Origin of the sequence: Halopseudomonas sp., assembly GCF_047631575.1 — a bacterium.
GTDB lineage: Bacteria > Pseudomonadota > Gammaproteobacteria > Pseudomonadales > Pseudomonadaceae > Halopseudomonas.
In genome coordinates, this window is record NZ_JBLIAB010000002.1 from 557,428 (window position 1) to 579,796 (window position 22,369).

Consider the following 22,369-nt stretch of genomic DNA (forward strand, 5'->3'; position numbering starts at 1 on the left):
CCTCAACATGTCTCTGACGTTGTACGGAGCAATACTCTCCCCTTTTGTGCGCAAAATCCGCATACAGCTGGCCGAGCAGGCGATTAACCACGAGCACGTCGTTGTTCCCCCTTTCAATCAGCCGGTCTGGTATTTTGATATTAGCCCGCTTGGACGCATCCCAGCCATTCAGGATGGCGATCTGAAACTCGCGGACTCGGCCGTTATTGGCCAATACCTGCAAGATACATACGGAGGCACTTCCCTGTTTGGTGATTCACCAGCTGAAGCTGCGCGTGTGCGCTGGCTGGAAAAATATGCCGACTATGAACTCGCGCCCTACGCGACCTTCACTGTCTTCGCCCAGCGTTTTCTGGAACCGCTCAAAGGCGATCAATGCGATGAACAGGCGGTACAAAAGGCGCTCACTGAGCATCTCCCACCGATGCTGGACTACCTCAATACGCAGTTGAATGGCAAAGCGTTTTTCCTCGGTGACCGCATGAGCATGGCAGACATAGCCGTGACCTCCCAACTGATCAACATGGCCCATGTCGGCGAATTGATCGACGAGGACCGCTGGCCCTGTCTTTCGTCATTACTTGCACGTATGACCGCACGCTCCAGCTTGAGCGCCCTGCTACCAGCCGAGCACCAGCTGGTAGCCAAAATGAGTAATCGCTAACGGTGCTGCTCCAGTAACTGGCTACCAACCCAGGAGCGGGCAAACTGATACGCGCAGCGACCATTGCGGTTACCCCGTGACAGTGCCCAACGCAGGGCCTGCTGTTTCAGCGATTCAGACCATTGCCATTGAAGTTGGTGCTCGGCTGCCAGTGTCGACAGCCAGTGCTGCACCACCTCAAGATAATGCTCCTGGGAGAAAGGGTAGAACGAGACCCATAGACCAAAACGATCAGACAACGCGATTTTTTCCTCGATCGCTTCGCCGGGATGTAGCTCACCCTCTACCATACTCGCGCCCAGGTTATCGCTGTGTTGTTCCGGCAATAAATGACGCCGATTTGAAGTGGCGTAAAGCAGCAGGTTATCTGGCGCGGCCTCAACAGTTCCGTCGAGTACCGTTTTAAGCGATTTATACGCACTGTCGTCCGCCTCGAAAGCCAGATCATCGCAGAACAACAGGAATCGCCAGGGCGCGTCACGGATATCGCGCACCAGCGCAGGAAGGTGCAGCAGATCGCTCTTGTCGATTTCGATCAACCGCAAACCATCACCGGCGTATTCGGCTAGCAGCGCACGAATCAAGGATGATTTCCCGGTACCGCGTGCACCCCAAAGCAACGCATTGTTGGCCGGCAGGCCGCGCACGAACTGCAGTGTATTAGCTTGCAGGGCTGCTTTCTGCCGGTCCACCCCGAGCAAGTCGGCAAGACGAATATCCTGACTCACCATCAGCGGACGCAGCCACCCCTCGCCACCCTCGCAGACCCAGCGCGCAGCGGTCACCGCCGCCCAGTCAATCGGCAATCGGCGCTTGTCGGCACCCACTTCCAGTCGCTCGATCAGACTCAGGACACGCTGCATGAATTGTTGAGGTGTAACTTCTGACATACTGGTCTCCAAATAACCGAACAATGCCACGCATCGACCGGACTCTCCAGCCAGAGTTGGGCTAACATGAAAGGCAGACGACAGCGGCAGGACGCCCTATGAATATCCGCTTTACCGATCGCCTATCCTTCAAACAGACCCGCCTGGGTGTGCTTGCAGCGTTTATCCTCGGCACGCTCCTGGGCCTGGCCCAGGTGACAGTCGACTATCGCGCTCAAAAGGCCGCAATCGACGAGGAGATCCGGGCACAAATCAATGTCAGTATGGGTCCCGCCTCACGCATCGCCTACAACATCGATACCGAACTCGCTCTGGAGCTGGTCAACGGCCTGCTCAAGGCCCCGCCGGTCGTGCGCGCAGAAATAATAGACGACAACGGCATCGCCCTGGCCAGTGTCAGCAGGCCTATGGCCAATAGCCCCTACAGGCCGGTCAGTGATGCGTTGTTCGACCGTCGCCGCAGCTACTCCCGCCCCTTGTACGTCAGCCACGCATCGGACGAGTTGCTGGGTTATCTGGTCATCGAGGTAGACACCTTCCACCAGGGCGCCAATTTTCTGCGCCGCGCCGGCCTTACCATGCTCTCGGGCTTCATTCTCAGTCTGATCCTGTCGCTGGTCCTGATGGTACTGTTCTATGCAATGCTGACCAAACCGCTGGTTCGCCTGATCGACGACTTGTTGAATATGAAGACCGGTGACGACGACCGTAGCCGTCTGCCCTGCCCCGCCCATCATGAACGCGACGAAATTGGCGCGCTAGTCGAGGTGACCAATCGTCAACTGCAGAGCATCGACGTAAACATGCGTCAGAAATTACGTGCTGAAGAGCGTCTGCGACAGTATCTGGAGGAACTGGAGATCATTGTCGAAGCGCGCACCACCGAACTGCAGGAAACTAACTCCCAGCTGCGCCGCTCCAACCAGGACCTGGAGAACTCCCGTGAAGAAGCGCTGAGCATGGCACGGGCGCGTTCCGCCTTCCTGGCCAGCATGAGTCATGAAATCCGAACCCCAATCAACGGTTTGCTGGGCATGATTGGTCTAACCCTCGACAGCCCGTTGCAAAGCGAACAACGCCAGCAGTTAACCATCGCCAACGATTCCGGCAAGATATTGATCGCACTACTCAACGATATCCTAGACCTGTCCAAGTTCGAAGCCGGCAAATTCCAGCTGGAACAGATTCCCTTTGATCTCGGCGCGCTGCTGGAAGACACCGCCAGTCTGCTCTCCCAAAACGCCGGAAAGCGAGACGTCGAACTGACCTGTCGCATAGACCCCCTGCTGCCCGGTTTACTGCTGGGCGACCCGACCCGCATTCGCCAGATCGTCAGCAACCTGCTCTCCAACGCGCTGAAATTTACTGAGCACGGGCACGTCAGCCTCCGACTTGATCTGGAGCTGGGCCCAAATAGCGTCCAACAGGTGTGTATAACCGTGAGTGATACCGGCATTGGTATTGCCAAGGATGCGCTAAAGGGCATTTTCTCCCCATTCACCCAGGCTGACGCACAGATTTCCCGACGCTTCGGCGGTACCGGTCTGGGCTTGGCGCTGTGCAAGAGCATGACGGATGCCATGCAGGGCAAGCTACAGGCGGAGTCGCGCTTCGGCGAGGGCAGCACTTTTACCGTCACCCTGCCCGCCACGCCCCATCAACAACAGCCCAATTATGTGTACCCCAAACGCTGCCGCGTCGTCATCTGGAGCCTTCGGGGTCAGTTTCAGGGCGAGGTCTTACTGGAACTACTGCGTCACTGGAAGATAGACTGCCAAATCAACGAATATGAGTCGGATGCATCATCCATCCCATTACCCCAAAAAGATGCCGATCTTTGGCTACTGGACAGCACCGACCTGGCCCACCGACTGCAGAATCAGCAACCCCGAATACCGCGTATTCTGGTATGCCCCTACCCGGAGCAACTCGGTGTAGACGCCGTACAGCAGCTGGGCATCTGCGAGCAAGCTGCCAGCCCGCCGCCACGAGCCCGTCTGGCCCGCGTGATCGACCGCTGCATGGGCATAGCCGACCAGGAGCAGGAGACACTGACCAGCCACCAACACCCCACCGGACAGCGAATCCTGCTGGTCGAAGACAATAGCGTGAATCAACTGGTAGCCAAAGGCATGCTGACCCGGCTGGGATACGAAGTCGAGATCGCCGAACAGGGCGAGGCAGCTCTGGCGCGGCTAGAACGGGAGGACTTCGACCTAGTACTCATGGATTGCAACATGCCAGTGATGGATGGCTATGAAACCAGCCGTCGCATGCGCGCCGACTTACGCTGGAAAGATCTCCCGATCATTGCCCTGACGGCTAATGCCCTGCACGAAGACCGTCAGCGCTGCGAACAGGCCGGCATGAACGACTACCTTGCAAAGCCGTTCAAGCGCGAAGACCTGCAAGCTCTAATGATCAAATGGCTGGAGCCTTCACGCCAGCAATGAAACGCAGACCATATAAGGAGCACGATTTAGCTCAGTTCAGTATCGTCTCTATATCCTTCGCCATATCAGCCGGCGACGTCGCGGGCGCATAGCGCTTGATCACTCTACCCTCCCCATCGACCAGGAATTTAGTGAAGTTCCACTTGATCCCTTCACTGCCGAGCAAACCCGGAGCTTCTGTCTTGAGCTGCTGGAAGAGGGGATGGGCAGACTTGCCATTGACCTCGACCTTGGCAAACAACGGAAAGCTGACGCCGAAATTGAGCTCGCAAAATTCGGCAATCTGCTCTTCATTATCCGGCTCCTGGGCGCCAAACTGATTGCACGGAAAAGCAGCAACCTGCAGACCCTTATCACGATAGTCCTGCCACAGGGTTTCAAGCCCCTTATATTGCGGAGTGAACCCGCATTTGCTTGCGGTATTAACCACCAGATAGGCCTTCGCGCCCAGCTCGCCTAACGTGGTTTCACGGTTATCAATTGTTTTTACCGGAATATGCAAAACACTGGTTGGCGCGTCGCTATTGTTGGAATCACTCATACTTGCTGCTCCCGAATCAAGGATCAGGCCCGGGGCTCAAGCCTCAGGGCCACTGAATTAATACAATAACGCAAGCCAGTGGGCTGCGGCCCATCTGGAAAAACATGGCCCAGGTGCGAATCGCAACATGTACAAACCACTTCTGTGCGATGCATGCCATGGGTGGAATCATCAATCTCAGTCACCACATCCTCGCTTACCGGCGCGGAGTAACTTGGCCAGCCGCAACCTGCATCAAATTGTGTCTGCGTATCGAACAGTTCAGCGTCACAGGCCACGCAGTGGTACACCCCCGGCGTGCTGTTAGCGTAGTAAGCACCCGTAAATGGGCGCTCTGTAGCCTTGACCCGACACACCTGATACTGCTCCTCATCCAGCTGCTCGCGCCAGGCTTGCTCGCTCTTGGTAATCTTGTTCATGTCTACTCCAACGAAGGTCAATAACGGACTTTCCCACTCAGGGCCGCACAACGTATGATGCGGGTTTTATTCCCATTCGCACAGCCCTAGGAACGCACCATGCAGGTTAGCAAATCGCACAAGTTGGCCAATGTCTGTTATGACATCCGCGGGCCCGTTCTGCGTCATGCCAAGCGTCTAGAAGAAGAAGGCCACCGGATTCTCAAACTGAATATCGGCAATCCGGCACCGTTCGGCTTCGAGGCGCCCGAGGAAATCCTACAGGATGTGATCCTGAACCTGTCTACCGCACAGGGCTACAGCGACTCCAAAGGGCTATTCTCAGCACGCAAAGCAGTCATGCATTACACCCAGACCAAGAACATCCCGAATGTCAGCATCGAGGATATCTATCTGGGCAACGGCGTTTCCGAGCTGATCGTCATGGCGATGCAAGCACTGTTGAATGATGGCGACGAGGTACTTATCCCAGCGCCCGATTACCCGTTATGGACTGCCGCGGTGAGCCTTTCGGGTGGTAAGCCGGTGCATTACCTGTGCGACGAACAGGCCGATTGGTACCCGGATATCGATGACATTCGCGGTAAGATCACCCCTAGTACCCGGGCCATCGTGGTCATTAATCCGAATAACCCGACTGGCGCGGTCTATTCCCACGACATGCTCGAGCAGTTGGCCCAGATTGCGCGCGAGCACAATCTGATCATGTTTGCGGACGAAATCTACGACAAGATTCTCTACGACGGCGTTGAGCACGAGTCTGTTGCAGCGATCGCACCGGATTTATTGTGTCTGACGTTCAACGGGCTATCAAAATCTTACCGCATCGCCGGATTTCGCTCTGGCTGGCTGATCATCAGCGGCGCAAAGCACAAGGCACAAAGTTATATTGAGGGCCTCGACATCCTCTCGTCGATGCGTTTGTGCGCCAACGTTCCGGCTCAGCATGCAATTCAGACCGCACTGGGGGGTTACCAAAGCATCAATGACCTGATTCTGCCCGGCGGCCGTCTCCTGGAACAGCGCGACACAGCCTGGGAACTACTCAACGAGATTCCCGGCATAAGTTGCACCAAGCCCAAGGGCGCACTCTATTTGTTCCCTAAGCTCGATCCAAAAGTCTACCCGATCCACAACGATGAAAAGATGGTGCTCGATTTGTTGCTGCAGGAGAAGATCCTCGTGGTGCAAGGCACTGCTTTCAACTGGCCCTGGCCGGACCACTTCCGCATTGTATCGCTGCCACGCAAGGATGATCTGGAAATGGCCATAGGACGGATCGCTAACTTCCTCAAGCACTACCGTCAGTAGCAGCGCTGCGGATAGCGGAGACAGATATGGCCGACCTGCATATCGATGACTTTTATCACGACGTTGCCAGCATTTTGCTCGGACTGTATAACAGCTTCCCGCGGCTGACCACGCTGTTTGTCGCAGATCTGATCGGCGAACACGAGCCGGATGCGTTTGGTGTGCCAGCGCCACGTCATCAGGCCTGTTTCAGTGCGATGCTCTGGTTGGCAGAAGAGGGTTTTCTGCGTTATTCGGATGTAATCCGCCAGGAAGCGATAGATCAATGCTGCCTTAGCGAGCGCGCTTTCGTGCTCCTTAGCCGTCCCGCGCAAGATCTGTTTGACCATAGCCTGCCGATCAGCATAGCGCGTCAAAGGGCAACACTGGCGCAGCAGCTGCGTGATGCAAAAGCCAGCGGTTCATCAACCCGTATCGCAGAAATCACCCATCTCTGCTTCGTGCGCTAGGTGAACCCGAGCATTTAGGCCAACACGATTTGCAACAGATAAGCTATTGAAAGCCGCCACAAAACACCCATTATTAATTCTCAAAAATCAGCTTCTAAAAGGAGTTCCTAATACATGATGCGCATTGTTTTATTCCTGGCAACCAATCTGGGCATATTGCTGGTAGCCAGCGTAACCCTTAGCTTGCTGGGTATCGGCACGCGTGATGCAGATGGGGGCATGAACCTGACTGGACTATTGATCTTCTGCGCGATGTTCGGCTTCGGCGGCGCTTTTATCTCGCTGTTTCTATCCAAGTGGATGGCCAAGCGCAGCACCGGCGCGCGCGTCATAGAGAAGCCGCAAAGCCGTCAAGAGCAGTGGTTGATCGACACCGTTGCCAGTCTGGCCAAGCAGGCCAATATCGGTATGCCAGAGGTGGCCATATTCCCTTCGCGCGCACCCAATGCCTTCGCCACCGGTTGGAACCGTAACGCCGCCCTGGTAGCGGTATCCGACGGGATGCTGGAACGCTTTAGTCCAAATGAAGTGAAAGCCGTCATGGCCCACGAGATCGGCCACGTCGCCAACGGCGATATGGTCACCCTGACGCTAATTCAGGGTGTGGTAAATACTTTTGTAATGTTCTTTGCACGCATTATCGGCAGCTTCGTGGACCGGGTCATCTTCAAGAATGACAGCGGTGCACCAGGATTCGGCTTCATCATTGCGACTATTTTTGCCGAGATTGTACTGGGCATTCTGGCCAGCATTATTGTCATGTGGTTCTCGCGTCAGCGGGAGTTTCGGGCCGATGCGGCCTCAGCTCAACTGGCCGGCACAGGCAATATGATTGCAGCGCTGGAGCACTTGCGCGCTGAACAGGGTCAGCCGGTCGAACTACCTGGAGAGATGACTGCGTTCGGTATCAATGGTGGACTACGCACGGGTCTCGCGGCTTTGCTTATGACTCATCCTCCATTGGAAGAGCGTATCGCTGCCCTGCGATCGGCTAACCGCTAACCGCTAAAATATATCGCAGACCAGCGAGCCGTCATGGCTCGCTGGTCTGCGATCCGGCGAACCAACTAGCCGGGTACAACATTTCTTCGCGATAACCACTCACCACCCGGCGTAATCCGGTGAGTTCCTGGTCCAGTTCGGCATCACCACTATCGAGAAGGAACGGCCGCCCAGCCAGGGTTTTCAATTTGGTTTTCGTGGCAACCACCATCAGGTTGTCGAGTCCAACCGCTCGCACTACGCGCGGTGAAATCTGCTGATTGCCTCGGCCCAGAATATGTCCTTGCCCGCCGATCGCGGTAACCAGAATGCGCCAGTCTTCGCCGCTTTCGAGCAAGTCCCAAAGCTGTTTTTCTGTTGCGTCAGTCGCCAGCAGTTGTCCATCGCGCAATACATCAACACCCAGCAGCGTACCCGCCAAACCCATTGCTTCAAGCACACCAATATTGGTCGAGCCCGGCCCCATGATCCAGCCAATCTGCGGCTCCGACTCCTGCAACCAGGCTGCGATATCATCAAGCACCAGGGTTTCGGTCTCCCGTCCGCTCTGCTTGACCTGTTGCACGAATCGACCCTCCTCCGGAATTGCCAGTTCGCCAAAATGCCGCGTCCGGACCTTGCCCTGGCGAAAAGCCTCCTCGTCAATATCGCGTACCTCCGCTTCGCCCAGGCGCACCAGATCACCGCTTACCAGCAGTGATACCAGCTCGCCGGCTGCGCGGGGATTAACCGCGTAGACACCTGAGTGAATCTTGACCCCAGCCGGTATACCCAATACCAGCTGACCGACTGGAATGCTGCTGCAGATATCCCGCGCTGTGCCGTCACCGCCGGCGAACAACAGTAGATCAACACCCTCGGCGACCAGCTCAGCGGCAACACGTTGGGTATCCTGCGCACTGGTGTGCTCGGCATCCAAACTGCCCACTACACGGTGTTTAAACCCCATATCGACAGCCAGGCTCTCCCCCATCAGCCCCGGCGCAGCTAATAACTCGATTCGTTGCGAGTGGGGCAACAACACCTCGAACGCCTGGCGTACACGGGCGATAGCAAGCGGTTTAACGCCCATCGCCAACGCCTGTTCAGCGACGTTGTCCGAGCCCTTGAGGGCTGCCTCACCGCCCAACCCCGCAAGCGGATTGATGAGCAGGCCAATGCGAAAACGCGGAGTCGTATCTGTCACGGTATCAGGAACCCCGCTGCCAATATCAAGGAGCAGGTGTCCGCCGACAGTTCGGCGCTGCTGGCTATCGTCAGTAGGCCAGCTTCGCGGCGCAGGGGATACTCCTTGCGTAACCGATCAAAGCCCGCCCGCCGCTCAGCCTCACTTGCAGCAAGGGAGAGACTGCTGCGCATGCGAGCGTCGTCGTCACGCACATCGTAAACCCAACGCAAAGCCCGGCCCAGCAGCCACTCAGCCGGCACATCGGGGTGCACCATGAGCTGGACTCGACCAGTATCAGGCGCCAGATCTGCCAACTGCACCAATGTCGGCTGCTGCAAATACGCACAGAGCGCTGCATAAATTTGCGCCGTGCCACGTAGTTTGCCATCAAGGCTGTAACCGGCGATGTGCGGGGTTGCCAGCGCGCATAGCTGCATCAGCGACAGATCAACCTCCGGCTCATGCTCCCAGACGTCCAACGCGACCTGCAGATCATTACGCTGGCTCAGGACCTCGGCGAGTGTCTGGTTATTGATCACCGGGCCGCGGCTGCTGTTAATCAACCAGGCGCCTTGACGCAGAGCCTTCAAGCGCGTGTAGTCGAATAAGTGAAACGTAGGATATTTACCTTCTCGCAGCAGGGGCACATGACAGGTAATCACGTCGGCCTCGGCAATTAATGCATTCAGCGGAATCAAGCCGGCCTCCCCCTTTTCAGCCCGCGGGGGATCGCACCTCAGACAGCGAACGCCCAGCGCCTCCAGCGTATTGACCAGACGACCGCCCACTTCACCGACACCGACTACACCCACGGTTTTGTCACGCCAGGATTGGCCGGTGCGCTCAGACAGCGTTAGCAGGCAACTCAGTACATACTCCACGACGCCGCGAGCATTACAACCGGGCGCACTGGCAACCGTCACACCAGCGGCGGCTAATCCGGACACATCCAGATGGTCTGTGCCGATAGTGCAAGTACCGACAAAACGCACCGGTGTGCCAACCAAAAGCGCTGCGGTGACGGCAGTGACAGAACGCACCAGCAACACATCTGCGTCCAACAGGACAGTGCGGTCAATCTCTCTGCCGGGCAGGCGGATAATCTGACCTAGCGGGCCAAAGAACGCATCGAGGAGCGGGATATTTTCGTCTGCGATTATTCGCATGTACTAAAACCTATCATTCTCAAAATCGGCTCCCACCAGTTCGTCAGTTGCAGAACATAACACGTACGGCTGCTCTCTCGGAGCAGCCTATCGGTATACCCATAACGAAAAACCATATTGCGAGGGTGACTCAGCGAGCGCTTTTCAATTCTTCGGAATCAGCCTCAAGCTTACTGGCTAGCACATAACTGACCTCACGGGACTTAGCTTGATACAGGGCTTTATCTGCAAGGGGCAGAAGTTGTTCCGGCGTCAACGTATTGGTCGCATCTGCAACTGCAACTGCAACTGCAACACCCAGACTAACGCCTATGGTGAAACTGTTTTCGGCTATCTCCATGGGCTGTGTAAGAGCAAACACAACTTTTTCTGCCAGAAGATCGACAATATCTTTTGAGGTATCAGGGAGTAAAGCGACGAATTCGTCGCCTCCTTGGCGAGCGACGGTGTCAGTGCCGCGCAGCGAGCAACGAAGCCTCTCTGCAACCGTTTTTAGTATCTGATCGCCCGCAGCATGACCGTAGGTTTCGTTCAAGGCTTTGAATTTATCCAGATCAAGCATAAATAATGTGTAGGGCGTACCCACGCGGGCGCGCTCAAACTCAGCGCGCCGCATGGCTACCCCAAGTAATCTTCGGTTTGCCGACCCTGTCAGGCTGTCCAGATGAGCCAAGCGATTGAGCGCTGCAATCATATTACGGGTAACGAAATACACCGCCACAGACGACAGTAAAAGACCCGTGACAAGCATCATCAGTATGACGCGTTCCATCTTCTGATAAGGAGCCAGTGATCGCTCCAACGAGAGACCCAGCACCATGACCAACTCGGCTTCACCCTTGGCATGCAACGGCACACTGAGCATCTGATAGCGCTCGCCGGTCGCTAACAGCTGCTAGGCAGACTCGGTATGCCGCATCAAGTAGTGGCAATCTGTTCGGTGACACTCTCGGGTTGTGTGCTTGCTCGCCCTTCCCAGACGCCAATCTCCGATCGTGCTAGCAAGCTGATCTCTATATCGTTCAGGTCACCGCGATCACTTAAAAGCACAGTATCCATAGCAAAGCCCATCGTCAGCAATGAGGTCAGTTTCGGCGACATGACCGGGGTGCTGACCTACTGATAGACCTGCCCTGAATCGCGACCCAGTGCAGCTATATGTGCCCCGGCGCTGGCCAACTTCAACACGTGCGGGTCAACACTTACAGGAGGTGCTCCCATAGGCATGAGCAGCGTGATGGGCTGATGCCTATGGGAGCACTCAGAATGACAAGCGAGACATCAGTGCGCTTGCCGTGATTATCAAGCATGGAGCGGATTGTCGGTAGTTCGCCGCTGGCGAGTGTCTCGCGAGAGCAAAGTCTCTGACGAGCACTTGCACTGACTGTTGGAACCGCTCGTGCCGCATGGCAAGCAGGCGATAAACCACCTGCGAACCGGTGCCCAGTTCATCAACCAGCGTAGCCGCAGCAATCGTCCTGTTGGACTGCAGCACGACGAAGTAGCCACCCACTTGAATCAGCAGCAGAATCAGAATCAGAATCAGGCTCAGGCTCAGGCTAACAATGATTCTTTATTCGAAGGAGCGATAATACATTATGTCTCCAGTTCAGAGTAAAGGGAGCAGGGGCACATGAAAGTCATTCTAGTCAGGAGAGAGGGTCAGGAACAGTGAACACTCGTGCTTGGGCTTGGGCTTGCGTTTGCGTTTGCGTTCGGTCTGTATCCGCAAAAAACCCAAATTCTTCCAGTCCGTGTCTCGGACGATAGGTATCGATCAATGCCTGTATAAACGACCCAGGACGCTCCGCAATACCGGCTTCAAGGTGGAGTAAAACCTGTTTGCGTACTGCGCTCTGAAAGGGGGCCGCGTCAGCCTGCTCTCCATTCAGATTATCGAGACTCACGCTGAAGGGATGCGCTGCCGCAGCACAGAACAGCCATTCCAGTGCCTGCGGCTTCACTTCCACCTGTTCAAATGTACGCTGCTGCGTGGCGTTGCGGCCATCAGGCGCGTACCAGTAACCAAAATCCGCGAGCAAGCGGCGCTCAGCTCCAGCGACGCACCAATGAGCTATCTCGTGCAGTGCGCTACGGTAATAGTCCCGGGTGAAAATGATCCGATGCTGCGTATGCGTGACATCCGCCGGCAGGTATTCAGGCTCCGCTCCCCCGCCCACCAGCACGGTGTTGTAATCGCGAGCGAAACAGCTTTCAAAGAGGCGGATCAGATCCTGGCAATCATGAGTCATGGACGTCTGGACAATGTCGGGCAAGTTGTTAGGATGAGGCGCTTTTCTTCGGACTAACCGGCTATGACCAGCAGCAAATCCGGCACCTACAGGCGCCGCAGTGTAACAGAATTGCGTTCCTTGATCTGGCTAGCCCTGCCAATCATTGCCGCGCAAATGTCGCATACGCTGCTTGGCTTTGTTGATGCGGCTATGGCCGGACGAGTCAGCGCGGTTGACCTGGCAGCAGTGGCCCTGGGCAACGCCTTCTGGGTACCGACCTTTCTATTTCTTACCGGCGTCTTGATGATCGTCACCTCCAAGGTGGCGGCAGCCAATGGCAGCGGTAATCTTTGCGACGCTGGCAGTCTGGTTCGCCAGGGTGCTTGGCTGGGATTCAGCATTGGCTGTCTAAGTGCACTCTTTCTCTGCTCGGTTGAGCCGATCATGCGCTGGATGAATGTGGAAGCTCAGCTGATTCCGATCACCGTGGATTATCTGATCGCCGTGGCCTTCGGCTTTCCCGCCGTAGCTCTGTTCCAGGCATTGCGCGGATTGACCGATGGCATGTCGCAAACCAAACCAACCATGTTGATCGGCTTTATGGGGCTGGCATTGAACGTGCCCGCCAATTACGTGCTGGTGTACGGCAAACTGGGCTTTCCGGAAATGGGCGCCGTTGGTTGCGGGGTCGCTACCGCACTGGTGATGTGGTTCATGCTGGGTTGCATGCTGATCTATCTCAAACGCTCGAAACGCTATGCGGTAACCGGCCTGTTCGAGCGCTTCGACTGGCCGCGCTGGACAGAGCAAAGGCACCTGCTAGGGCTCGGATTGCCCATTGGCATGGCACTGTTTGCCGAAACCAGCATGTTCTGTGTGATAGCACTGATGATTGGCGGTCTGGGCGCCGTAGTTGTCGCCGGACATCAGATCGCCATGAACTTTTCATCGCTGACCTTCATGGTACCGTTTAGCCTGGGACTGGCCATCACGGTGCGTGTAGGTCATAACCTTGGCCTTAATGGCGCGCGCGCAGGTCTATTTGCGGCAAAAATGGGGCTGGGGGTTGCACTGGTATTTGCGTTTATCGCTGCCGCTATCATGCTCGGGTTAGCCGAATGGATACCCCTGCTCTATACCAACAATCCACAGGTCATCCAGCTCGCCACACAGCTATTTTTCTACGCCGCACTGTATCAGTTCTCCGATGCGATCCAGGTGGCCTGTGCAGGCGCCCTGCGTGGCTATCAGGACACCCGTATGCCCATGATTCTGACGATAACAGCCTACTGGGCTGTCGGACTTCCCAGCGGCTATGTACTCGGCATGACCGATTTTCTCGGCCCTGCCCGAGGCCCTGCGGGCTTCTGGCAGGGTCTGATTTTAGGCCTGACAACAGCGGCGGTTTTTTTGTCTGTGCGTCTGGCCTGGGTCAGTGCCAAACGCAAGCGCCAGCAGCCCTGGGGCAGCGCAGGAAAACTCCGGTAACGGCTACCGCTCACGCGATGCAGTGCAGCGTGGCATAATACAAACCAAATGCTGCAAGGACTATACATGCGTCTGTTGACGGTTATCATCGGACTCTGCCTGCTGCTCACCGGCTGTGAGCGCATGCCTCTGGCTGTCCGTCAGATGGACAACTACCTCGACCGACTCGGGCGTGTACTCGAGCAACAACACGCGCACTATGATGTCACTCAGTTGAGTCGCTACCGACTGCCTGAACGTCGGGACCGGTTGCTGGATATTGCCCCCATGCGTATCAGCCTAATCGAACTGCTGGTTGATACCCAACCCTGCAAGCCTATGCAACAACGGGTCAGCGAACGCAACAGCATCCTCGGCAAAGTCATGCCTTGGTCCCATCGTCTGGCGTTCGAGGGTGAACTCATCCGCGCGATCGAAGACTGCATCACCACGTTAAAAGACGATCCCGACCGCGATGAGCTGATCGTCGAACTGAACCAGCTCGTCACCGAGAAACGCGCACAGCTCCACGGCGTATTCTGGAATGCAATCAATGCCAGCGAAGAATTTGAATATTATCTGCGATTCGCCAACGAACCATTGCCGGTGCAGGATCAACCGCTTGAAGACCGCTTGGGCGCTCAGGCGCTGCAGCAACTCGCCATGGTGGGTCAATCCATGCCCGCCCAGCTGCCGCCTTCCCGACCGGATCTGGATGCGCACTTTCTAGCGCTATATCAAAGCGATCGCAGCAGTCAGCTGATCCACAGCCTGAGCCGTTTGACCCATACTCTGCAACAGGCAACGACCATGCTCGGCGACCCCTCAGTAGCCAAGCTGTGCCCCATGGGCCAGCCCACAAGCCAGTCACGCATTCTGCTCAATGTGTTCGTGCTGTTTTACGCAGGAGAAATTCAGCCCCAGATGGCGCAAGTGCAGCGCCTGGGTCGACCCTGGGCAGAGGGTGTTATGCAGCTCTCCAGCGTGCCCGAGATCCCATCCGCCACTGCCGATTACCTAGCAGTGCTCGCAGCCGGTGAAAGTTCGCTGTGGACGCATTACCAGCGTCAAATAACTGCGCACAGCGAAGCTTGGCAAAGGGTACTGGGCAACTGCGGCATGCGCCCGGGCCAGACCGGCTGGCAAGGCCCTGCGCCTGACGCCTGAATTTCAGTCCTGCTTGCGAATCAGGTAACGGTATACACCATCACTCTCACCGCTCTCCACCAATTCATGACCGAGAAAGCTGCAAAACCGGGGGATATCACGCTGAGTAGAGGGGTCAGTGGCCAGCACCTCGAGCAGATCGCCACTATCGGTGTCGCGTACCGCGTTGTGCAACAACATGACCGGTTCAGGGCACATCAGCCCACGCGTATCAAGTTGCCTAGGAGAAGTTGCTTCGCTCATGGTCAGCCTGCCGAAGAAAAAAACCATTATCCGTAAAAGACCGGCCCCTTGCCAGCAGGGCCGCAAGCACCGACACTATATGTAGAAGCGCCAATCGAGACGCCATAAACACCCGTATCAAGGATTATTTGATGATCAAAGTACTGATCGAACGCGTTATTGCCGAAGGCCTTGAACAGCCTTACGAAGAAGCTGCCCGCAAAGTCATCCAGCAGGCTATTCAATCGCCCGGGTTTATTTCCGGCGAGTCATTCCGTGATCTGGAACGTCCCAACCAACGTATTGTGATGGTCACGTGGCAAAACCGGCATTCCTGGGAGCGTTGGGAGCACTCTCAGGCACGTTTTGACAGCATCAGTGCATTTGCACCGATGCTTGAAAAAGAAGAGCGCATAACCCTGCTTGAGCCATTGTAAGAGCTTAGCTCACCGTCTGAATCTTGAAACTGCCTGCGTGCAAGACGCGCACGTGGCAAGTCACTTCTTCGCGGTCGCTGTATAGTTGCTTACAGGAAATAGTCGCTTTGATACCGGCTGCATCCAAGTCCGCCTGCACGTGATCGATGCACTGCATGACCTCCTGATAACGCCGTTTCATGGGTAGTTTGAAGTTGATGATTGCCTCACGACACCAGCCCCGTCCAACCCAGCGTCCGAGCAATGCGCTGGACCTGGCTGGTTTGTCGACGATATCGCACACCATCCAGTGCACGGTTTTCTTCGGCTTGAACAGATAGCCGTCCGCCTGGATATGCTCGACCTGGCCACTGTCCATAAGACTTTGCGCCATAGGTCCATTATCTACCGCGATCACGTCCATGTGACGATTGACCATTTGCCATGTCCAGCCACCTGGCGCCGCACCCAGATCGACCGCGGTCATGCCCGGCGCCATACGACTATCCCATTCATCCCGCGGGACAAAATGATGCCACGCCTCCTCGAGTTTCAGAGTGGAGCGGCTGGGTGCCTCGCGGGGCACCCTCAAGCGCGGAATACCCATCGGCCAGGGCGCAGCATTGTTCACCCACGACCAGCCAACAAAGACGCGCTGGCCGCTCTCGAAACACAGGTGCAGACGCGGTGCGTCGGTTTTAGCCGGGCGCACGAATCGTGTTTTGGTCAGCGCTCGTTCCAACGGGCCAGACAACTTCTTGGTCAGCGCCGCCATGGCCTTGCCATCATTTGTATCGGCAGTCTCAAGCCACATGCTCGAGGCAATTGGACCCTTGGAGCAGGCAGTGATGATCGGTGAAATGCGATCTTCCACCGGCACGTCCAGCCATTCGCCCAACGCCCACTGCCGGGTAAAGATCAGCTGACGGAAATTCAGCTTGACCATCAGCTGATCAGCGGCCCCCTCCTCGGGACAGACGAAGCGAACCAGCGCCGAGCCTTCCTTGGTGACGGCATAGCCGGCGATGCCCCTGGCAGCTGACAGCTCCTGCATCTCCGCAGCCGCTTCGCCCTCGAAACCAGGACGGCAGTGCAACAACAACTCGCGCATGTAACGCTCCAGCAAAATGACCGGTCGCTACTTTACAGGCTACCCGGCAGGCTGCGCTAGCTGATTGGCAGCGGTTTGCGACCGAGGGTTAACCGCCACGGTGACTTCCTCGCTGCGCAGCTGCCGCGTGGCCTCGACCATCGCCGTCAAAGCGGTCCGGGTCTCGGACCAGCCACGGGTCTTCAAACCACAATCGGGATTGACCCAAAGCCGCTCGGCAGGAATGACCCGTGCGGCTTTGCGCAACAACCGCACGATCTCGGCTACCTCGGGCACCCGAGGCGAATGGATGTCATACACGCCCGGCCCGATGGCGTTGGGGTAGGCATAGCCGGAAAAGGCCTCAAGCAGTTCCATGTCCGAGCGCGAAGTCTCGATGGTGATCACATCCGCATCCATATCAGCAATGGAATCAAGGATGCCGTTGAACTCGCTGTAGCACATGTGCGTATGGATCTGCGTAGCATCCCCTATACCGCTAGCACTGAGCCGGAATACTTCCGCAGCCCAGCCCAGATAGTCTCGATGGGCGGCAGCACGCAACGGCAAACCCTCACGAAACGCTGGCTCATCGATCTGAATAATCGCAATGCCCGCTGCTTCCAGGTCCACTACCTCGTCGCGAATCGCCAGTGCCAGTTGCCGCGCACTCAACTCGCGGCTCACGTCCTCTCGCGGAAACGACCACATCAGCATGGTGACCGGACCTGTAAGCATACCTTTGACCGGCTTGTCCGTCAGGCTCTGCGCGTACCTCGCCCACTCCACCGTCATGGGTGCGGGGCGGCTGATATCGCCATAGATAATGGGTGGCTTGACGCACCGCGAACCGTAACTCTGCACCCATCCAAAACGGGAAAATGCATAGCCCGAGAGTTGTTCGCCAAAGTATTCGACCATGTCATTGCGTTCAGCCTCGCCATGCACCAGCACATCGAGACCCAGTGCTTCCTGCTCGCGAATCACGTGGGCAATCTCTTCACGCATCTCGGCCACGTAATCTGCCTCTTCTATAAGGCCCTGTTTATAAGCCTCACGGCTCGTACGAATTTCTTGAGTCTGTGGGAATGAGCCAATTGTTGTTGTCGGCCAGGCGGGCAACCCAAGACGCTGTTGCTGCAGTTCAGCACGCTGCGAGTAAGGCGTAGTGCGCTCACTGTGCAGCGCTTCAATCTCTGACAGCCTGTTGCTCACCGCTGGATTATGAATACGTGACGAGGACTGTCTGGCAAGCTGTACAGCATCTGAAGCAGTCAAGGCAGCACGCACCTCCAGCGCATCAGGCGCCCTCAGGGCATGGGTCAATAGCGCTACTTCCCGCACTTTTTGCGTGGCAAAGGCCAGCCAGCCAAGCAGTTCCTCATCCAACCGATCTTCCCGATCCAGATCAACCGGACTGTGCAATAAAGAGCAGCTAGGCGCTACCCAAAGCCGTTCGCCCCAGCGTTCTTCAGCCTGACGCAAACTCTCCAGAGCGTCGCTCAAGTTGCAACGCCAGATGTTACGGCCATTAACCACCCCCAGCGACAAAACCTTGTAGCTCGGTAACCGGTCCAGCACGAACGACAACTGCCCAGGCGCTCGTACCAGATCCACATGCAGCCCATCCACCGGCAGACTGCAGGCCAAACCTAGGTTATCTTCAAGGCCTCCAAAGTAACTGGTCAGCAGCTTTTTCAATGGCGCATGCTGCAAACGGTTAAACACGCTTTCATAAGCCGCTTTCCAATCCGCGGGCAAGTCCATCACCAGCGCAGGCTCATCTATCTGCACCCACTCCACACCCTGGGCAGCAAGACGATTGAATATCTCAACATACACCGGTAGCAATGCTTCCAGCAGCTCAAGCTTATCGAAATCCTCTCCCTTGGTCTTGCCCAACCACAGATAGCTCAGCGGCCCGAGTACCACCGGCTTGATTTTATGACCCAGCGCCAACGCTTCATCCACCTCGTCAAACAACTGTGTCCACTGCAGGCTGAACGTCTGGTCACGGCTGAACTCCGGCACCAGATAGTGGTAATTGGTATCAAACCATTTGGTCATTTCACAGGCAAAGGTCTGCTTGCCGGACCGGCTCACGCCCCGCGCCATGCGGAACAAAGTATCAAGATCAGGACAGCCCTCCTGGTTGAACCGGTCCGGGATGGCGCCTACCATCAGGCTATGGGTCAGTACCTGGTCGTACCAAGCAAAATCGCCTACCGGCAGGAGATCGATCCCGGCCTCACGCTGCAATTGCCAATGCGTGGCGCGTAATTCACGTCCTGCCTGCAACAAGGCATCCTGCTCAATGCTCCCGGCCCAGAAAGCTTCTAACGCTTTTTTCAATTCGCGGTCCCGGCCAATGCGCGGGAATCCCAGATTGTGTGCAAGTGCCATAACGTGCTCCATCGTGTTCTGTTTTGTGACCACCATGGTCTGCCTGGTCAAGCACTGAATCAAACTCATCCTATTAATGCTAAACTTCGATTTCATTCATGTTAGAGAATCACCTCCATGCTTGAGCTACGCCACCTGCGCACACTGGCTACCCTGCGCGAAGCCGAAAGCCTGGTCGAAGCCGCAGAACGCTTGCATTTGACCCAATCGGCACTGTCGCATCAGATCAAGGATCTGGAGGAACGCCTTGGCTTGCCTTTGTTCGCCCGCAAGAGCAAACCAGTGCGCTTTACCAGTGCCGGCTTGCGGCTACTGCGTCTAGCGGACAACATACTGCCGCAACTGCGCCAGGCAGAACGTGATCTGCAGCGCCTTGCCGGCGGTCAGGCGGGTCGACTGCACATGGCGATCGAATGCCATAGCTGTTTTCAGTGGCTGATGCCCACCATTGACCAGTTTCGCAACGCCTGGCCAGAAGTGGAGGTGGATTTTGCCTCGGGCTTTTTCTTCGCTCCCCTGCCGGCACTGGCCCGGGGCGAACTGGATCTGGTGGTCACCTCCGACCCGCAGGAGATACCGGGTATCAGCTACGTCCCCCTGTTTACCTACGAGGCCATGCTCGCAATCAGTAACCAGCACCCGTTGATCAACCGCCATCATGTCGAACCCACGGACCTGTGCGACGAGACACTGATTTGCTACCCGGTAGACCGCGACCGCCTGGACATCTTTACCCAGTTTCTCGACCCCGCCGGCGTTGAACCCGCCTCGATCCGCAACGCCGAACTGACGGTGATGATGATGCAACTGGTCGCCTCGGGGCGCGGCGTGTGCTGCCTGCCAAACTGGGCGATGGCTGAATACCTGCAGCGGGGGTATGTCAGCGCCAGACCGCTTGGCACTGAAGGCTTATTCGGCACGCTGTACGCAGCAGTGCGTGAGGACATGCTGGAAATGTCATACCTGCAGGACTTCCTCCTCACCGCGAAAGATATCTCTTTCGCAACGCTCGAAGGAGTCAGTGCCAAAATAGGCAAAAGACCATGAACGACATATTCACTGCTTATGTCTAATCATGAATCGATATTTACAAGTATCCTGAATCAAGTCCGGCACATGATCGGACCTATAGGGTCAGCCGAGGATGGCAGCCCAATTAACAATAATAACGACTCAGGAGAGACCCATGCGTTCTGGTGCCCACACCTTCAATACCCCTGCATCACTATTATCACGCCCCGTTCTTACCACGCTCGCCCTTGCCATTGCCGGAACGCTCACGCTATCCGGTTGCCTGGGTGGCGGCGGAGGTAGCAGCAGTACTATTACCGAACCTGCCAGTGCCCGGGTAGCCCTCGCCAACGGCGTAGTCCAGGGTATAGTTGAAGAAGACACACTGGTCTGGCATGGTCTGCCCTACGCCAAACCCCCAGTGGGCAACTTGCGCTGGCGCGCGCCACAGCCAGCCGAAAACTGGACCGGCACACGGGATGCAACGCAGCGTCATTCCGAGTGTGTGCAAGCTGAAACCACCACTCGCTGGCAGCGCACCGCTACCATGGTTGGCAGCGAAGATTGCCTGATCGCCGATATCTATCGGCCGAATCGCTCCGGTTACGAGGCCGAAAAATTGCCGGTTTACGTCTGGATCCACGGTGGTTCGAATAATTTTGGCACCGCTAAGCAATACGATGGCCGAGCATTGGTCGAGAACTCCGATGTGGTGATGGTGGTACTGCAATACCGTCTCGGGCCGCTGGGCTGGTTCTTCCATCCTGAAGTGCAAACCGGCGGCGCCGACCCCCTATCCGACTCGGGCAACTTCGGTACTATGGATACAGTCCAGGCCCTAAAGTGGATCAAATCAAATATCGCCGATTTTGGTGGCGATCCTGACAACGTCACCATCACCGGTGAATCGGCCGGCGCGCATAACGTGCTCAACCTGATGGTCTCGCCCGAGGCGGGCAACGATCTGTTTCATCAGGCTGTGTCGCAAAGCGGCGCCATGACCACGCGCAGCACCAACAGCGCACGTACTTCAGCCAACAGCCATATCGAGTGGCTGATTCGGCTAATTGAAGACCGCAAGACACCTGCCACTCCGATCAGCCCCGCCCAGGCTACTCAAATGCGCCAGAACATGGAGGCCGCGGGCACCCTGAACGCCTACCTGCGTGCTGCACCCGGCCGCGACCTGTACCAGGCGGTATTCAATTACAGCCAGTTGAGCTCCTACGGCGGTATAGAAGATGGCAACGTTATCCCGGCTGGAGGCTGGTTGCCCGCATTCAACTCAGGCAACTTCAACAACGTACCGATCATTCTCGGGGCCAACGAGTACGAGCAGAAATCTTTCATGCCCCTCTATGGCAGTGTGCTGAAAGGAGCGCTGCCCTCTGTACCCTCGCCACCGAACAAAACCTGGCTGGATCTGCTAGACGTTGCCTTTGAGGGCACACAGACAATCGATGACGTTTTGCCTACCCAGAAAGACAAGGACACCTACGAGGTCACAGGCTACAATGGTGGCCGTGCCTGGCGCGCTAAATACGTGGATGAACTGGCCCGGATCATCACTCAGGTCCAGCCCAATACATACGCCTATGATTTTCGTTGGGGCACCCAGTCAGGGCCTGCGCCATTCAACTTTATTTATGGCGCGGGTCATGCCTCGGAAATTTCGTTTTTCCACGGTGCTGGTGAAGGTTTGTTCAACCTGCCTTTCACAGCGCAGAACGAACCAGGCAGAAAGGACCTGCAGAACGCCATGATGGATTACCTCGCAGACTTCGCCCGCGGCGGCAATCCCAATGGGAATTTCAGTAAAGACGAGCTGGCCTGGCAGCCCTGGTCAAATACCGCTGGTGCCGACAAGGTCATCGTGTTCGATGCGAATGACGCAGCAACTGATATCAGCATGTCCAATGAAGGTCTGACGCTGTCGGGAGTCAATAGCGCCTGGACCGCAGCCATGACCAACATCGGACTGAGCCCTCTCGAGCAAGGGACGCTGCGTGCCTTCTTCGGTCAGTCTGCCAGCTACTCCAATCCCTGATCTGCACCGCCTAGAGCGGTAGCAACATTGAAAAACGGGGCCTTCGGGCCCCGTTTTTGTGTGATCCATTTGCAATAAATGTCTCTTTTTCTAATCGAGCGAGTTTCAATCCCATTGCTGAGGCATGCATCCATTGCGTCAAGGCATTGTTATGAGCTTTAAGCCATAGAACTCTGTAAAAAACAGCAATAATGCTACCTGTAGACAACCCATGAGTGCGTCCTTTGCTTTCAAGTTGACCAGCTCACC

General features: G+C 56.4%; 22 protein-coding genes. 11 read left to right on the plus strand and 11 right to left on the minus strand.

What is annotated here, in order from left to right:
- The first annotated feature begins 7 nt into the window (after positions 1–7).
- Positions 8–664: a glutathione S-transferase family protein gene (locus ACJAXR_RS06585; protein WP_415057444.1), complete on the plus strand. Its 657-nt coding sequence runs from the start codon at positions 8–10 to the stop codon at positions 662–664.
- Here ACJAXR_RS06585 and ACJAXR_RS06590 read toward each other — a convergent pair.
- Positions 661–1,554, minus strand: coding sequence for an ATP-binding protein (locus ACJAXR_RS06590; protein WP_415057445.1), 894 nt, complete (start codon positions 1,552–1,554; stop codon positions 661–663). The genes ACJAXR_RS06585 and ACJAXR_RS06590 overlap by 4 nt on opposite strands.
- A gap of 98 nt (positions 1,555–1,652) precedes the next feature.
- On the opposite strand from ACJAXR_RS06590, the gene ACJAXR_RS06595 reads away from it, so the two are divergent.
- Positions 1,653–4,007: an ATP-binding protein gene (locus tag ACJAXR_RS06595; protein ID WP_415057446.1), complete on the plus strand. Its 2,355-nt coding sequence runs from the start codon at positions 1,653–1,655 to the stop codon at positions 4,005–4,007.
- Positions 4,008–4,038: 31 nt separating this feature from the next.
- On the opposite strand, the gene ACJAXR_RS06600 is transcribed toward ACJAXR_RS06595, so the two are convergent.
- Entirely contained in the window at positions 4,039–4,548 is a 510-nt protein-coding gene (locus ACJAXR_RS06600) for a glutathione peroxidase (protein ID WP_415057447.1), read from the minus strand.
- A 23-nt stretch (positions 4,549–4,571) separates the two neighbouring features.
- Positions 4,572–4,967 (minus strand): peptide-methionine (R)-S-oxide reductase MsrB, encoded by a 396-nt coding sequence (msrB, locus tag ACJAXR_RS06605; RefSeq protein WP_415057448.1) that lies wholly within the window; start codon positions 4,965–4,967, stop codon positions 4,572–4,574.
- Between the two features lie 99 nt (positions 4,968–5,066).
- Here msrB and ACJAXR_RS06610 point away from each other — a divergent pair, with 99 nt between their 5' ends.
- The 3 genes from ACJAXR_RS06610 (at position 5,067) to htpX (ending at position 7,729) form a co-directional block, all read left to right on the plus strand.
- A complete protein-coding gene (locus ACJAXR_RS06610; RefSeq protein ID WP_415057449.1) occupies positions 5,067–6,278 on the plus strand; it encodes a pyridoxal phosphate-dependent aminotransferase in 1,212 nt (403 codons plus the stop codon).
- Positions 6,279–6,304: 26 nt separating this feature from the next.
- A complete protein-coding gene (locus ACJAXR_RS06615) occupies positions 6,305–6,727 on the plus strand; it encodes a hypothetical protein (RefSeq protein WP_415057450.1) in 423 nt (140 codons plus the stop codon).
- Positions 6,728–6,841: 114 nt separating this feature from the next.
- Complete coding sequence (gene htpX / locus ACJAXR_RS06620; RefSeq protein WP_415057451.1) at positions 6,842–7,729, plus strand: protease HtpX; 888 nt, start codon at positions 6,842–6,844, stop codon at positions 7,727–7,729.
- A 31-nt stretch (positions 7,730–7,760) separates the two neighbouring features.
- Here the strand turns inward: htpX and ACJAXR_RS06625 are convergent, their stop codons facing one another.
- From ACJAXR_RS06625 to ACJAXR_RS06640, 4 genes are all read right to left on the minus strand, one after another.
- Positions 7,761–8,915, minus strand: a complete 1,155-nt coding sequence (locus tag ACJAXR_RS06625) for an ATP-NAD kinase family protein (RefSeq protein ID WP_415057452.1) — start codon at positions 8,913–8,915, stop codon at positions 7,761–7,763.
- Complete coding sequence (pdxB, locus tag ACJAXR_RS06630; protein WP_415057453.1) at positions 8,912–10,063, minus strand: 4-phosphoerythronate dehydrogenase PdxB; 1,152 nt, start codon at positions 10,061–10,063, stop codon at positions 8,912–8,914. Before pdxB ends, ACJAXR_RS06625 begins: the two co-directional genes overlap by 4 nt.
- Positions 10,064–10,193: 130 nt before the next feature.
- On the minus strand, positions 10,194–10,928 hold the full coding sequence (locus ACJAXR_RS06635) for a GGDEF domain-containing protein (RefSeq protein ID WP_415057454.1): 735 nt from the start codon (positions 10,926–10,928) through the stop codon (positions 10,194–10,196).
- A 53-nt stretch (positions 10,929–10,981) separates the two neighbouring features.
- The gene (locus ACJAXR_RS06640) at positions 10,982–11,164 is read right to left on the minus strand and encodes a hypothetical protein (protein ID WP_415057455.1); all 183 of its coding nucleotides are present in this window, start codon (positions 11,162–11,164) and stop codon (positions 10,982–10,984) included.
- Positions 11,165–11,462: 298 nt separating this feature from the next.
- Here ACJAXR_RS06640 and ACJAXR_RS06645 point away from each other — a divergent pair, with 298 nt between their 5' ends.
- Complete coding sequence (locus ACJAXR_RS06645) at positions 11,463–11,681, plus strand: hypothetical protein (protein ID WP_415057456.1); 219 nt, start codon at positions 11,463–11,465, stop codon at positions 11,679–11,681.
- Between the two features lie 31 nt (positions 11,682–11,712).
- Here ACJAXR_RS06645 and ACJAXR_RS06650 read toward each other — a convergent pair whose 3' ends face one another.
- Positions 11,713–12,315: an elongation factor P hydroxylase gene (locus tag ACJAXR_RS06650; RefSeq protein ID WP_415057457.1), complete on the minus strand. Its 603-nt coding sequence runs from the start codon at positions 12,313–12,315 to the stop codon at positions 11,713–11,715.
- 63 nt (positions 12,316–12,378) lie between these two features.
- Between ACJAXR_RS06650 and ACJAXR_RS06655 the strand changes: the two genes are divergently transcribed.
- Together ACJAXR_RS06655 and ACJAXR_RS06660 are read left to right on the plus strand one after the other, a co-directional pair.
- Positions 12,379–13,785, plus strand: coding sequence for an MATE family efflux transporter (locus tag ACJAXR_RS06655; protein WP_415057458.1), 1,407 nt, complete (start codon positions 12,379–12,381; stop codon positions 13,783–13,785).
- A gap of 66 nt (positions 13,786–13,851) precedes the next feature.
- A complete protein-coding gene (locus tag ACJAXR_RS06660) occupies positions 13,852–14,931 on the plus strand; it encodes a DUF3080 family protein (RefSeq protein ID WP_415057459.1) in 1,080 nt (359 codons plus the stop codon).
- A 3-nt stretch (positions 14,932–14,934) separates the two neighbouring features.
- On the opposite strand, the gene tusA is transcribed toward ACJAXR_RS06660, so the two are convergent.
- Positions 14,935–15,174 (minus strand): sulfurtransferase TusA, encoded by a 240-nt coding sequence (gene tusA / locus ACJAXR_RS06665; protein ID WP_415057460.1) that lies wholly within the window; start codon positions 15,172–15,174, stop codon positions 14,935–14,937.
- Between the two features lie 131 nt (positions 15,175–15,305).
- Here tusA and ACJAXR_RS06670 point away from each other — a divergent pair, with 131 nt between their 5' ends.
- Positions 15,306–15,590, plus strand: a complete 285-nt coding sequence (locus ACJAXR_RS06670) for an antibiotic biosynthesis monooxygenase family protein (protein ID WP_415057461.1) — start codon at positions 15,306–15,308, stop codon at positions 15,588–15,590.
- A gap of 4 nt (positions 15,591–15,594) precedes the next feature.
- Here the strand turns inward: ACJAXR_RS06670 and rlmM are convergent, their stop codons facing one another.
- Positions 15,595–16,680, minus strand: a complete 1,086-nt coding sequence (gene rlmM, locus ACJAXR_RS06675; protein WP_415057462.1) for a 23S rRNA (cytidine(2498)-2'-O)-methyltransferase RlmM — start codon at positions 16,678–16,680, stop codon at positions 15,595–15,597.
- A gap of 39 nt (positions 16,681–16,719) precedes the next feature.
- A complete protein-coding gene (gene metE, locus ACJAXR_RS06680) occupies positions 16,720–19,062 on the minus strand; it encodes a 5-methyltetrahydropteroyltriglutamate--homocysteine S-methyltransferase (protein WP_415057463.1) in 2,343 nt (780 codons plus the stop codon).
- Between the two features lie 117 nt (positions 19,063–19,179).
- Here metE and ACJAXR_RS06685 point away from each other — a divergent pair, with 117 nt between their 5' ends.
- On the plus strand, positions 19,180–20,109 hold the full coding sequence (locus ACJAXR_RS06685) for a LysR substrate-binding domain-containing protein (protein WP_415057464.1): 930 nt from the start codon (positions 19,180–19,182) through the stop codon (positions 20,107–20,109).
- 139 nt (positions 20,110–20,248) lie between these two features.
- Positions 20,249–22,120 carry a carboxylesterase/lipase family protein gene (locus ACJAXR_RS06690; RefSeq protein ID WP_415057465.1) on the plus strand — a complete coding sequence of 624 codons (1,872 nt, stop codon included), beginning with the start codon at positions 20,249–20,251 and terminating at the stop codon, positions 22,118–22,120.
- Positions 22,121–22,369: the final 249 nt, after the last annotated feature.

What these genes read in the sequence shown, in the direction of transcription:
- msrB (WP_415057448.1), bottom strand. Translation starts at nt 4,967, where the DNA reads ATGAACAAGATTACCAAGAGCGAGCAAGCCTGGCGCGAGCAGCTGGAT.
- ACJAXR_RS06655 (WP_415057458.1), top strand. Translation starts at nt 12,379, where the DNA reads ATGACCAGCAGCAAATCCGGCACCTACAGGCGCCGCAGTGTAACAGAA.
- ACJAXR_RS06615 (WP_415057450.1), top strand. Translation starts at nt 6,305, where the DNA reads ATGGCCGACCTGCATATCGATGACTTTTATCACGACGTTGCCAGCATT.
- ACJAXR_RS06640 (WP_415057455.1), bottom strand. Translation starts at nt 11,164, where the DNA reads ATGTCGCCGAAACTGACCTCATTGCTGACGATGGGCTTTGCTATGGAT.
- rlmM (WP_415057462.1), bottom strand. Translation starts at nt 16,680, where the DNA reads ATGCGCGAGTTGTTGTTGCACTGCCGTCCTGGTTTCGAGGGCGAAGCG.
- ACJAXR_RS06670 (WP_415057461.1), top strand. Translation starts at nt 15,306, where the DNA reads ATGATCAAAGTACTGATCGAACGCGTTATTGCCGAAGGCCTTGAACAG.
- ACJAXR_RS06600 (WP_415057447.1), bottom strand. Translation starts at nt 4,548, where the DNA reads ATGAGTGATTCCAACAATAGCGACGCGCCAACCAGTGTTTTGCATATT.
- ACJAXR_RS06685 (WP_415057464.1), top strand. Translation starts at nt 19,180, where the DNA reads ATGCTTGAGCTACGCCACCTGCGCACACTGGCTACCCTGCGCGAAGCC.
- tusA (WP_415057460.1), bottom strand. Translation starts at nt 15,174, where the DNA reads ATGAGCGAAGCAACTTCTCCTAGGCAACTTGATACGCGTGGGCTGATG.
- ACJAXR_RS06690 (WP_415057465.1), top strand. Translation starts at nt 20,249, where the DNA reads ATGCGTTCTGGTGCCCACACCTTCAATACCCCTGCATCACTATTATCA.
- ACJAXR_RS06660 (WP_415057459.1), top strand. Translation starts at nt 13,852, where the DNA reads ATGCGTCTGTTGACGGTTATCATCGGACTCTGCCTGCTGCTCACCGGC.
- ACJAXR_RS06610 (WP_415057449.1), top strand. Translation starts at nt 5,067, where the DNA reads ATGCAGGTTAGCAAATCGCACAAGTTGGCCAATGTCTGTTATGACATC.
- pdxB (WP_415057453.1), bottom strand. Translation starts at nt 10,063, where the DNA reads ATGCGAATAATCGCAGACGAAAATATCCCGCTCCTCGATGCGTTCTTT.
- ACJAXR_RS06635 (WP_415057454.1), bottom strand. Translation starts at nt 10,928, where the DNA reads ATGCTCAGTGTGCCGTTGCATGCCAAGGGTGAAGCCGAGTTGGTCATG.
- metE (WP_415057463.1), bottom strand. Translation starts at nt 19,062, where the DNA reads ATGGCACTTGCACACAATCTGGGATTCCCGCGCATTGGCCGGGACCGC.
- ACJAXR_RS06595 (WP_415057446.1), top strand. Translation starts at nt 1,653, where the DNA reads ATGAATATCCGCTTTACCGATCGCCTATCCTTCAAACAGACCCGCCTG.
- ACJAXR_RS06585 (WP_415057444.1), top strand. Translation starts at nt 8, where the DNA reads ATGTCTCTGACGTTGTACGGAGCAATACTCTCCCCTTTTGTGCGCAAA.
- ACJAXR_RS06650 (WP_415057457.1), bottom strand. Translation starts at nt 12,315, where the DNA reads ATGACTCATGATTGCCAGGATCTGATCCGCCTCTTTGAAAGCTGTTTC.
- ACJAXR_RS06590 (WP_415057445.1), bottom strand. Translation starts at nt 1,554, where the DNA reads ATGTCAGAAGTTACACCTCAACAATTCATGCAGCGTGTCCTGAGTCTG.
- htpX (WP_415057451.1), top strand. Translation starts at nt 6,842, where the DNA reads ATGATGCGCATTGTTTTATTCCTGGCAACCAATCTGGGCATATTGCTG.